Origin of the sequence: Flavobacterium aquicola, assembly GCF_003385115.1 — a bacterium.
Lineage (GTDB): Bacteria > Bacteroidota > Bacteroidia > Flavobacteriales > Flavobacteriaceae > Flavobacterium > Flavobacterium aquicola.
This window is the reverse complement of sequence record NZ_QUNI01000004.1, coordinates 253545-266403: the sequence shown is the minus strand read 5'-3', so window position 1 is coordinate 266403 and position 12859 is coordinate 253545. Positions and strand designations below refer to the sequence as shown.

Annotated in this window: 9 protein-coding genes; 4 read left to right on the top strand and 5 right to left on the bottom strand. The window is 31.5% G+C overall.

The window, feature by feature from the left end; translation table 11 throughout:
* From C8P67_RS08675 to tsaD, 5 genes are all read right to left on the bottom strand, one after another.
* Entirely contained in the window at nt 1–1092 is a 1092-nt protein-coding gene (locus C8P67_RS08675; RefSeq protein ID WP_115812403.1) for an AI-2E family transporter, read from the bottom strand.
* 157 nt (nt 1093–1249) lie between these two features.
* Entirely contained in the window at nt 1250–2197 is a 948-nt protein-coding gene (locus tag C8P67_RS08670; protein WP_115812401.1) for a zinc metalloprotease, read from the bottom strand.
* 354 nt (nt 2198–2551) lie between these two features.
* The gene (locus tag C8P67_RS08665; protein ID WP_115812399.1) at nt 2552–3190 is read right to left on the bottom strand and encodes a DUF4159 domain-containing protein; all 639 of its coding nucleotides are present in this window, start codon (nt 3188–3190) and stop codon (nt 2552–2554) included.
* Nucleotides 3191–3207: 17 nt separating this feature from the next.
* Nucleotides 3208–3915 (bottom strand): 16S rRNA (uracil(1498)-N(3))-methyltransferase, encoded by a 708-nt coding sequence (locus tag C8P67_RS08660; protein WP_115812398.1) that lies wholly within the window; start codon nt 3913–3915, stop codon nt 3208–3210.
* 2 nt (nt 3916–3917) lie between these two features.
* Complete coding sequence (tsaD, locus tag C8P67_RS08655) at nt 3918–4940, bottom strand: tRNA (adenosine(37)-N6)-threonylcarbamoyltransferase complex transferase subunit TsaD (protein WP_115812396.1); 1023 nt, start codon at nt 4938–4940, stop codon at nt 3918–3920.
* 277 nt (nt 4941–5217) lie between these two features.
* On the opposite strand from tsaD, the gene C8P67_RS08650 reads away from it, so the two are divergent.
* From C8P67_RS08650 to C8P67_RS08635, 4 genes are all read left to right on the top strand, one after another.
* Complete coding sequence (locus C8P67_RS08650) at nt 5218–9585, top strand: translocation/assembly module TamB domain-containing protein (RefSeq protein WP_245980404.1); 4368 nt, start codon at nt 5218–5220, stop codon at nt 9583–9585.
* 256 nt (nt 9586–9841) lie between these two features.
* The gene (pfkA, locus tag C8P67_RS08645) at nt 9842–10828 is read left to right on the top strand and encodes a 6-phosphofructokinase (protein WP_115812393.1); all 987 of its coding nucleotides are present in this window, start codon (nt 9842–9844) and stop codon (nt 10826–10828) included.
* A gap of 45 nt (nt 10829–10873) precedes the next feature.
* Nucleotides 10874–11878: a type I glyceraldehyde-3-phosphate dehydrogenase gene (gene gap, locus C8P67_RS08640; protein ID WP_115812392.1), complete on the top strand. Its 1005-nt coding sequence runs from the start codon at nt 10874–10876 to the stop codon at nt 11876–11878.
* Nucleotides 11879–12005: 127 nt separating this feature from the next.
* On the top strand, nt 12006–12857 hold the full coding sequence (locus C8P67_RS08635; protein ID WP_115812774.1) for an N-acetylglucosamine kinase: 852 nt from the start codon (nt 12006–12008) through the stop codon (nt 12855–12857).
* Nucleotides 12858–12859 lie beyond the last annotated feature (2 nt).

Sequence of the window (12859 nt, the reverse complement as noted above, 5' to 3'; positions counted from 1 at the left end):
TTATATATTTTTTGTGATGTTTTGTATAAACTCATTGTCGGGGAAAAATTCTTTGCAGATTACTTTCAAAATGGTGTATAAAGGGACGGCTATAATCATTCCTAAAATTCCAAATGAGAAACCAGCAATCAGTATGACAAGAAATATTTCGAGGGGATGGGAACTTACACTTTTGGAGAAAATAATTGGCTGAGAAAAATTATTATCGATTAACTGCACAATCCAAAAACCTATTAATACATAAATAGTTGTAGGCAGAATTTCGGATTGAAAATCAGAACCTAAATTGCTAAGCATCGTCAAAACTGCTGCAAATACAGAAGCGATTAATGGTCCCAAATAAGGAATGATATTTAAGACAGCGCATAAAAATGCAATTACTAAAGCATTTGGTATACCAAATATAAATAAAACGATGGTATATAATATAAAAACAATAAAGAGCTGTACTAATAATCCAATGAAATATCGGGAAAGTAATAGGTTTATTTTTTCTGCTGAGTTTAATATTTTCTCTTCATGCGAATCAGGTATTAATAATTTTGCGCCTTCTAAAAAAACGGATCTGTCTTTTAAAAAGAAAAACGTGATAAATAAAACAGAACCAAATCCCATTCCAAAACCGCTGATTGTTCCGATAACCGAATTTAAAAAATTGGGTACAGTATTAAAATTAATGAAGGATTTAAAACTATTAGGATTAAAAACTTTGGCAGCATCAATATGATGCTGTTCAAGGAAAATATTTATCTTTTGAATCAGTTCTAAGCTGTTTCTCTCTATTTCGGCGGTGTTTAAGAGAGATAAATTCTGGCCTTGTGAAATTATCAGAGGAATAAACATCATTATAAAACCCAATATCAATAGGAAATAAATAGATAAAACCGTTATTGTTGCTATTGTGTGCTTGAATTTTAATTTTTTCTTTAAAAAATCTAGAATTGGAGTGCCAATTAAAGTTAATATTAATGATACCAAAAGATAAATTAATATATTCTGAATTTGAAACAGAAAATAAAGTACTAAAGCCACTAAGATTAAAACTGCAACAGCTCTTATAATACCATTTGATATAATTTTTGATGTAATCATATAGTTGTATTTAGTTATATATCTGAGCTTTATTTCAAAAGAAAAAGTGCGCTTTATTTTCTGGACCTGTTGCGTACTTATTAAATTGCTCAGGTTATAAAGATAAAAAAACTCGCTAACAAGCAGCGAGTTTTTAAAACTAAAATAAATTAAGGGATTATATTCCAAAAGCTGATCTTGCTCCGCCAGAAACGAATAAAGCTGTCATTCTTGATTTTTGACCATTAGTAAACATACACATTCCTCTATCATCGGTATAATCCATGTAGTTCATAGTCATTTCATTATGCGCCGGAAGGCAAGTGCTCACGTATGGATAAACTGGTACTCCAAAGTTTGAAGTTTTTGCCACAGGCGTATCAGCTACCAAATCATTTCCACAAGATGCATCACCCCAAATATGTCTGAGGTTCATCCAGTGTCCTACTTCATGAGTTGCAGTTCTTCCCAAATTATATGGATAATTTTCCGTTCCCGACAATCCAAAGTAATGGGAATCAATTACAACTCCATCTGTTGCAGAAGATCCTCCAGGGAATTGAGCATAGCCTAATATGCCTCCTCCAATAGTGCAGACCCATAAATTTAAATTCGTTGTAGGAGACGTAGGATTAAGTCCTCCTTGTTTGGTCTTTTTCATGGCATCTCTCGTGCCCCATGAAGTTTTTGTAGTAGATTTTCTGATGATCTGTACTAATTCAAATGTTATTCCAACATTTGCTGCAACTGGTGCAAATTCTGATGGTGTACTTGAAAAATCTGAGTTAGTCGCGGTAAAATCTTTGTTTAAAACATCAATTTGCGATTGTATCTGCGCATCGGATATATTTTCGGCAGCAGTTTTATACAATACATTTACAATTACTGGAATTACTACTTTTCCATTAACTAGTCGTTTTGTCAGCAATGCATTTTTTGTAAAAGCTTCGATTTGGTTCATTCGGATTGCTAATATCGGATCTGCCTTTAATTGTTCATCAAAAACATCTTGTGTCGCACATTTTCGCTGTACAACAGCATTTTTTTCAGTTGAAATTTCGCTCTGATCATTTTGACAAGAAAACATTAGGAATATAGTTGTGGCTGATAAAATTAATTTTTTCATAAGTGGTTTTTTTTGTTATAAAAATGTTTGTTTGATTAATTATTTTACAATTTTATAACAATTCAATGTTGTTTGCAATTATTTTTTAACATTATTAGTGTCAATTTTTCAGGAAGTATCGTATTTACTAGGTTTAATTATAGTGATTTAGGGATAAATACGTAGGTTTATTTATGTTAAATTTATATTTTAGTTATCACACAGTGGTTTAAAAAGTTTTGTATGTAATATATTATTTGTTAAAATTAATTTTAATATATAGGCTTTTACAAATTATTTTAAAATTGCATCAATAAAAATATAAAATAAGGAAATTACTGTGTATACAAGTTTAATATGCAAAACGGAAAGAGATCAATTCGTAAAGATGTAGTTTATGATATTTGCTCCCATTTTTAAGGCTTTTTCACGCACTTCCAATGGGTCGTTGTGAACTTCAGGATCTTCCCAGCCGTCACCAAGATCACACTCGTATGTATAAAGCAATACAAGTTTGTTTTCTATAAAAATTCCATAGGCTTGAGGCCTTTTGCCATCATGTTCATGAATTTTTGGTAATCCGTTAGCAAAAACAAATGGTTTTTGAAATATAGGATGGCTTGATGGAATTTCGATTAAGTTTACATTTGGAAATATTTTTTTGATTTCCTTGCGGATATATTGGTCCATTCCGTAATTATCATCAATATGAAGAAATCCACCAGCAGTTAGATATTTTCGAAGATTGCTTACATCATTTTCGTTAAATACAACATTTCCATGTCCGGTCATATGTACAAAAGGATACGAAAGTAAATCAGGACTGCTTGGCTCAACTGTTCTGGGCTTTGGTTTTATTTGTGTATGAATATTGGCATTGCAAAATTTTATTAAATTAGTCAAAGAGGTTGGATTTGAGTACCAATCACCGCCGCCATTGTACTTTAGCAAAGCAATTTCCTGAGAAAAACAAGGGAGGGAAATAAATAATAAAACAGCCAGTATTTTTTTCATACCTAAAATCTAAAAATCTAATCTTCATTTGTAAAAACAACACTATGACAAGCTACTACAGCAGCAGTTTCTGTTCTTAATCTGGTTTCACCTAAAGATACAGGAATATAATTATTTTCAAGAGCTAATTCAATTTCTTTGCTGGAGAAATCACCTTCTGGTCCAATTAGTATTGTATAATCCGTGTTTGGAATAACTACAGATTTTAATGATTTTTTATTGGTTTCTTCACAATGCGCAATCAATAATGTTCCGGTTTGTTCAATCTTTAAAAATTCCTTCAGTGAAATGGCAGGATTTAATTTTGGAAGAAACATTTGATTACATTGTTTCATTGCCGAAAGAATAATTTTTTCAAATCGTTCTATATTAATTACTTTTCTTTCAGAGCGGTCACAAAAAATAGGCGTGATTTCATGTATGCCAATTTCGGCAGCTTTTTCAAGAAACCATTCATATCGGTCGTTCATTTTTGTTGGAGCAACCGCAAGATGCAGTTTGTATTTGGGAACTTCTGTTTTTTCAAAAGATAGAATTTGAACAGTACATTTATTATCTGATGCTAAAGTAATTTCAGTTTTAAATAACAATCCTAATCCATTAGTAACATGAAGAATATCGCTGTCTTTTTTGCGTAATACTTTAATTATATGTTTGCTTTCCTCTTTATCAAAAGAAAAAGATGTTGTAGCTTCATCGATGGTAGGATTATAAAATAACTGCATAATTAAAATTGTATTCTTGCTTTAGAAACGACATCAGCTGTTTCAAATTTTTGTGATAAAAACTTTTGGTAACCTACAATTCCAATCATTGCAGCGTTATCTGTTGTGTATTCGAACTTAGGAATAAATGTTTTCCATCCGTACTTATTTTCTGTGGCTTTTAGAGTATTACGAATTCCAGAATTGGCAGAAACACCACCGCCAATTGCAATTTGCCTGATGCCGGTTTCTTTAACGGCTATTTTTAACTTATCCATTAAAATTTCAATAATAGTATGCTGAATGGATGCACAGATGTCATTTAAATTATCTTCGACAAAAGCAGGATTTTCAATTTTTTTCTTCTGAATAAAATATAAAATAGCTGTTTTAAGTCCAGAAAAGCTGAAATCTAATCCTGGAACTTTTGGTTTGGTAAAGGGAAACGCTTTTGGATTTCCTAACTGAGCGTATTTATCAACTAAAGGTCCGCCAGGGTAGGGAAGTCCTAATATTTTGGCACTTTTGTCAAAAGCTTCTCCCACAGCATCATCAGTAGTTTCGCCAATGATTGTTAAATCAAAAAAGTCATCAACTCTAACAATTTGTGTGTGGCCTCCGCTAATGGTTAATGCTAAAAAAGGGAATTCAGGTTTATCAAAACCTTCTTCATCTATAAAGTGAGCCAAAATATGAGCATGCATATGATTTACCGCTATCAGAGGTATTCCTAATGCTAAAGCCATTGATTTTGCAAAAGAACTCCCTACTAAAAGTGAACCCATAAGTCCAGGACCTTGTGTAAATGCTATAGCTGTTAACTGTTCTTTTTTGATATTTGCTTTTTTTAATGCAGCTTCGATGACTGGAACAATATTTTGCTGATGAGCACGAGAAGCCAATTCAGGAACGACACCTCCATATTGATTATGAATTAACTGATTGGCAACAACATTTGATAATACTTTGTCGTTACACAATACAGCAGCGGCAGTATCATCACAGGAACTTTCTATGGCAAGTATAAAAACCTCAGGAATTTGCATATAAACAGATGAATTTTTGAAGTATATTTGATGAATTACTATAAAAATAGTATTTTTACAGCTGTGCCAAAATTAAAGTTTTTAGTTAAGATATTACCATTTCTAAAGGCAAATTATTTATTTCTGCAAAAAATACAAAAACAAAATACGTATCAAAAAGATTAGAAAAATAGTATTCCGTACTTTCGTTGGATTAATATTACTTCTGTTAGTACTTTTTATAGCACTTACTACGCCTTTTGTTCAAACACAGCTGGCACAGTATTTCATGAAAAGTATGAATAAAGACTTTGGTATTCATATGAATGTTGACGAAGTTCAGATAACCATCTTTGGAGGCGTAAAGCTCAAAAAAGTTTTAATTATTGATCATCACAAAGATACTTTAATTTATACCAAAAGAATAAATACTACAATTCTTGGATTTAAAAAAATGCTGGATGCAGATTTGGTTTTTGGAGACATTGCTCTCGACGGCGTTCTTTTTAATTTAAAGACCTACAAAAAAGAAAAAAAAACGAATCTGGATCATTTTATTGATGCTTTCGGCACAAGTAAAACGCCATCGAAGAAAAAGTTTTTATTGACTGCTTCAAGTGTTGATCTATCAAATGGCAGATTTATATTGTCTGATGAAAATCATGAAACTCCAAAATCTGTTGATTTTACCAGACTAAAAATTTCAGTTACTAATTTCAAAGTCTACGGTCCAGAAATTTATGCTAATATCCAAAGAATGTCTTTTTTGGATCACCGAGGTGTGTACATAAAAAATTTAAAAGGCAATTACAGCTTTACGCAGCAACACATGATACTTGATAAAATGGAGCTGAAAACCGAAGAGTCAAGTATTAAAGGATATGCAGCCTTGAATTATGAAATTGAAGATTTTTCAGATTTCGTGAACAAAGTAGAATTTGATTTTAAATTTAAATCAGCAAAAATAGCTTCGAATGATATTCGTTGTTTTTATAATGAATTAGGAAAAAACAAAATTTTTAAGATTAGAAGCCATATCACTGGCCCTTTGAATAATCTAAAGTTTTTGGATTTAAGTCTTAAAGATAACAGAGGTACACGATTGAGAGGCTTTATAAATTTCAAAAACCTTTTGGGAAATAAAGATCAAAAATTTTACATGAATGGTAAGTTTGATCAATTGAACTCTAATTATGATGATTTAGTGAGTATTTTGCCAAATGTTTTAGGTAAAAAGCTTCCTGTTATTATAAAGAAATTCGGAAACGTGTCATTGGTTGGAAATACACAGCTTACTACCACTTCAATTCATGCAAACCTTAAAGCAAAAACTGATTTAGGAGCTGTAACTTCCAAATTTACAATTTTAGATATGGATCAAAGCGACAAAGCTGCCTATGACGGCTATGTTGTTTTGAATGACTTTAATATTGGCAATCTTTTAGATAATAAAGATTTATCCTTAGTAAGTTTAAATTTAGATATTGATGGAAAAGGATTTTCAGAGAAATATTTGGATACTTCTCTAAAAGGGGATGTGTCTAAATTTGCTTATAATGGCTATAATTATAAAAATATAAAAGTGAATGGCAATTTTAAACTGCCGTTATATAAAGGATCAATTATTGTAAATGATCCTAATTTGAAAATGAATTTTGACGGATTGGTTAATTTGAGTAAAAAAGAAAGCCAATATGATTTTCAGATAAAAGTTGATAATGCCGAACTTCACAAATTAAATTTTGTTAGCGATACACTTTCTAAATTTAATGGTGACGCTATCGTTGATGTACAGGGAAATTCGATTGAGAATCTTCATGGTAATATTTACATTAATAATGCTACGTATATTAATTCAAAAAATATATATCAATTTAATGATTTTAATTTAAACTCAAGTTTTGATGAAAAAAGGATTCGGACAATAAAAATTACGGCTCCTGATATTACTAACGGAACAATTGTAGGGAATTTTAAATTTGCAGAATTGAGAGGTCTGATTGCAAATTCTTTAGGAAGTCTTTATACAAACTACAGGCCTGTAAAAGTTAGAAAAGGACAATTTCTAAAATTTAATTTCGAAGTTTATAATAAAATTGTTGAACTATTTTTTCCTGAAATGAAAATTAGTGAAAATACAGTCGTTAAAGGAATTATTAATTCAGATAATAATGAATTTAAGTTTAATTTTAATTCTCCAACGATAACTGCCTCTGATAATTCTTTTGATAATATTAGGGTGTCTATTGATAATAAAAATCCGTTGTATAACGCCTATATTGAATTAGACAGTATTAAAACTAAAATGTATAAAATAAGAGATTTTAGTTTGATTAATGTTACTTCAAAAGATACTTTGTTTTTCCGTACTGAGTTTAAAGGAGGTACAAAAGGGAAAGACTATTTTAATTTGGACTTATATCATACTATTGATAAAGAGAATAGAAATATTATAGGTTTCAGTAAATCAGAAATTAAACTAAAAAACAATTTATGGTTCTTAAATGAGTCAAACTCTACAAATAATAGATTGGTTTTTGATAAAAAATTAAGTGATTTTAAACTTGATGATTTTATATTTAGTAATAAAGAGCAGGAAATAAAACTTAATGGGGAATTTAAAGGAAGTTCCTATAAGGATGTAAATCTTGAGTTTAAAGACTTTGATATAAATGCATTAACATCGGCTCAGGAAAGTTTTGATGTCAATGGAAATTTAAATGGTAAAATTAATTTCAATCAAAATAAGCTCGTCTATAAACCAACAGCCTCATTAGTAATTGATAGTTTGAAAGTTAATAATTATGATCTTGGAGTTTTAAAATTTGATATAAAGGGAGATGAAAATTTAAAAAAATTCACCTTATATTCTACCATTGAGAACAAAGATTTTGAATCTTTTAGTGCAGATGGAAATTTTGAAATTGTAAATAAAGAAACGTTATTCGACTTAAATTTTAAATTTGACCGATTTAATTTAGCTACCTTAAGCTCTTTAGGAGGCGATGTAATTTCTAATATAAGAGGATTGGTATCGGGAAATGCGACTATTGGAGGATCTGTGAAAAAACCTGATATCAATGGACGGCTTTTTGTGAATGACGGAGGTTTGAGCATACCATATCTAAATGTTGATTATGCCTTAAAAGACAGAACAATAATTGATTTAACTGACGAGAAATTCCTTTTTAGAAATAATACGCTTACCGATACAAAATACAAGACAAATGGTACTTTGAATGGGGTAGTGGAGCACAAGAATTTTTCAGATTGGAAGTTAGATTTGGCCGTTAATACTAAAAGATTTCTTGTGCTAGATACTCAAGATACGGAAGACGCTGCTTATTTTGGTACGGCTTTTATTAACGGAAATGCAACAATTAAAGGCCCTACAAATGCTTTGGTTATAAAGGTTGATGCTAAATCCGAAAAAGGAACAATTCTAAAAATACCAATAAACAATGCTGAGAGTGTCAGTGAAAATAGTTTTATTCACTTTATTACTCCAAAGGAAAAATTCAATCTGCAAAAAGGAATAGTAGAAAAAACTAGGAATTATAATGGACTTGAACTAGATTTCGATTTAGAAATTACGCCAAATGCAGAGGTTGAAGTTATTTTGGATAGGAATTCAGGACATGGAATGAAAGGCAGGGGCAATGGAAATCTGTTATTTAAAATAAACACTTTGGGTAATTTTGGAATGTGGGGAGATTTCCTGCCTTATGATGGAACTTATAATTTTAAATACGGCGGACTTATTGATAAAAAGTTTAACGTTAAAAAAGGGGGCTCCATCATCTGGGAAGGCAATCCTATGAGGGCACAATTGAATCTTGAAGCAGTTTATAAAACATCTGCAAATCCTGCCGTACTGCTAGAAAATTCAAGTGTCAATAAAAAAATTGATGTTGAAGTTGTAATTGGGATTCATGGCGATTTAGCACATCCGGAACCTGATTTTATGATTGAGTTTCCAACGATTAAAAGCGTAATGAAATCAGAACTTGAAGCAGAATTGTCAGATAAGGATGTGAGGCAGACACAAGCTTTGTATCTATTGTCAACAGGGAGTTTTTTAAGCAAAGACGGATCCAGTCAGGCAGTGTCGTCAAGTTTGTATGAAACGGCTTCTAGTATGCTGGGTGATATTGTGCATTCATCAGATGAAAAGTTTGAAATGAATTTTAATTTTGTCTCTCCGGATAATAGGCCAAGTTCGCAGACCGATGGCAGATTTGAGGCAATTGTTTCTTCAAAAGTAAATGAAAGAATTACTATAAATGGAAAAATTGGTGTTCCATTTGGAGGCGTTCATGAATCTTCTGTAGTAGGAGATATAGATATCAAATATAGAATGAATGAAGATGGTTCATTTAATCTGCATTTTTTTAACAAAGAAAACGATATCAATTATATAGGGCAGGATATTGGATATACCCAAGGTGTTGGTATTTCTTATGAAGTGGATTTTGATACTTTTAGCGAGTTAGTAGATAAAATGTTTAATAGTAATAATTTAAACAGACTTAATAAGCAGAACGAAAAAGAAATAGATTCTGATTCTAATTTGAATCCAGATTTTATAAATTTCAAAAAACCAACTACTCCGGAAGCTGATAAACCAAAAGTTAATCAGGATGCAACTCTTCCTGAAGAGGACTAATTTTGTATGCTATTTTCAGTTTTGCAACTGTAAAATGTTTACGATATCGATTTCAATCTGTTTAATTTTTTTATATAGAAAGTTAATCCTACAGCCGATATTTTGGATTTAAAAAGGGAAATAATTACTAGCATTTTTACGCGTAAAAAACTTATCAACGAAAACGTTTGAATTTCAAATTATTTATTAAAATGTTAGAAAGCACCCCAAAAATATCTTGGATATTTGCTAATTTTACACTTTAATACTTAAAAAAATGTCAAAAACAATAAAAAAGATAGGTGTACTTACCTCTGGAGGAGACTCTCCAGGAATGAATGCCGCTATTCGTTCTGTTGTACGAACATGTGCTTTTCATAACATTGGATGTGTTGGTATTTATAGAGGCTATCAAGGAATGATTGAAGGGGATTTTAAAGAAATGGGACCCCGAAGTGTAAATAACATTGTTAATAAAGGAGGTACTATTTTAAAATCAGCACGATCGATGGATTTTAAAACTCCTGAAGGTCGTGAGAAAGCTCATAAAAATCTTGTAAAGGCAGGTATTGATGCTTTAGTTGTGATAGGCGGGGATGGTTCTTTTACAGGAGCCCTGTTATTTAATTCTGAATATGATTTTCCAGTAATGGGAATCCCTGGAACGATAGATAATGATATTTACGGCACAAGCTATACTTTAGGTTACGATACTGCTTTAAATACGGTTGTTGAAGTAATTGATAAAATTCGTGATACAGCAAGTTCTCACAACAGATTATTTCTTATTGAAGTTATGGGACGTGATGCTGGTCATATAGCATTGAATGCAGGAATAGGCGCTGGTGCCGAAGAAATTCTTATACCTGAAGAAGATTTAGGATTAGACCGTTTGTTAGACTCTTTAAGAAAAAGTAAAGCAGCAGGTAAATCATCCAGTATAGTAGTAATTTCTGAAGGAGATAAAATTGGTAAAACAGTTTTCGAATTAAAAGATTACGTTGAATCTAATTTCCCTGAGTACGATGTGCGCGTATCTGTATTAGGTCATATGCAGCGTGGAGGCGCACCATCATGTTTTGATAGAGTTTTGGCTAGCCGTTTGGGAGTAAAAGCTGTTGAATCATTACTGGAAGGTGAATCTAATTATATGGTTGGTATATTAGCCGACAAAATTGTTCTTACTCCTCTAGAACAAGCTATCAAGGGAGACTCTGAAATTGATACGGAATTACTGCGGGTTTCAGATATAATGTCGATTTAAAACAAAAATTAAAAAGAATAAAATAAATAATTTAAATTAAATACAATGTCAAAAGTAAAATTAGGAATAAACGGATTTGGTAGAATTGGAAGAATTGTTTTCAGAGAGTCTTTTAATAGAGATAATATTGAAGTAGTTGCAATCAACGATTTATTAGATGTAGATCATTTAGCTTACTTGTTAAAATATGATTCAGTTCACGGACGTTTCGACGGAACTGTAGAAGTAAAAGAAGGAAAACTTTATGTAAACGGAAAAAACATCCGTATTACTGCAGAAAGAAATCCAGCAGATTTAAAATGGAACGAAGTTGGTGTTGATGTAGTAGCTGAATGTACTGGTATCTTCACAACTATCGAAACTGCAAACGAGCACATCAAAGGTGGTGCTAAAAAAGTAATTATTTCTGCTCCTTCTGCAGATGCTCCAATGTTTGTAATGGGAGTAAACCATGAAACTGCAAAAGCTTCTGATTTAGTTGTTTCTAATGCTTCATGTACAACAAACTGTTTAGCTCCTTTAGCTAAAGTTATCCACGATAATTTCGGAATTGTTGAAGCTTTAATGACAACTGTTCACGCTACAACTTCAACTCAAATGACAGCTGACGGACCTTCTAGAAAAGACTGGAGAGGTGGACGTGCTGCTGCTATCAACATCATTCCTTCTTCAACAGGTGCTGCAAAAGCAGTTGGAAAAGTTATCCCAGAATTGAACGGAAAATTAACTGGTATGGCTTTCCGTGTTCCTACTGCTGACGTTTCTACAGTAGATTTAACTGTAAAAGTTGCTAAAGAAACTTCTTACGAAGAAATCATGGCAGTATTGAAAAATGCTTCTGAAACTTCATTAAAAGGTATCTTAGGTTATACTGAAGATGCTGTTGTATCTCAAGATTTTATTTCTGACAAAAGAACTTCAATCATTGATGCTACTGCAGGTATTGGATTGAATTCTACTTTCTTCAAATTGGTATCTTGGTATGATAATGAGTATGGATATTCAAGTAAATTAATTGATTTGGCTGTTCATATCACTTCATTAAAATAAAAATTAAAATTTTGCAAGATCCCATTAATTTGATTTAATGGGATTTTGTTATTTTGTTTCTTTAAGTAACCAAATAGCTTTGAAACAAATAATCACACCAAATAAACCAAATAAACCAAATAATAACATGAAATTAATAGTTGATAGTGGTTCTACTAAAGCAGATTGGATTGCAATAGATGAAAATGGAAAAGTTTTGTTTACCACACAAACATTAGGTCTGAATCCAGAAATTCTTAACGGTGATGAAATCGTTGAACGTCTAAATGACCGTTTTGATATATTACAAAATAAAAGTACAGCCACCCATTTGTTTTTCTATGGTGCAGGCTGCGGAACAGATCGAATGAAAAGTATGCTTTCTGAAATTTTTAGAGATTATTTTTCAAATGCTATAGTGGTTGTTGAGGAAGATACTTATGCAGCAGTTTTTGCGACAACTCCAAAAGGAGAAAGTGCAATTGTTGGAATATTAGGTACTGGTTCAAATTGCAGCTATTTTGATGGTAAAGTTTTAGAGCAAAAAGTACAGTCATTAGGTTACATTGCAATGGACGACTGCAGCGGTAACGTTTTTGGAAAAGAGTTAATCAGGAAATATTACTTTAATAAAATGCCAAAAGAACTGGCTGAAGTATTTGAAAAAGAATATGATTTGAGTCCGGATTATATTAAAAACAAATTATACAAAGAGCCAAATCCAAATGCATATCTTGCAACTTTTGCTAAATTCTTAATTCAGCACAAAGAACATGAATTCTGCCGTAAGATAATTTTTAAAGCAATGAAATCATTTATTAAAAATTATATTAAACAATTTGAAAATTGCAAAGAAGTGCCTGTTCATTTTGTGGGTTCAATTGCTTTTTACTTAAAAGAGGAATTAGCTGAAATTTTCGAAAAATATGAATTACAGCTGGGTAATGTATTAAGAAGGCCTATTGACGGCTTAATTGCTTATCACGTAGCTAATAGTTAAGG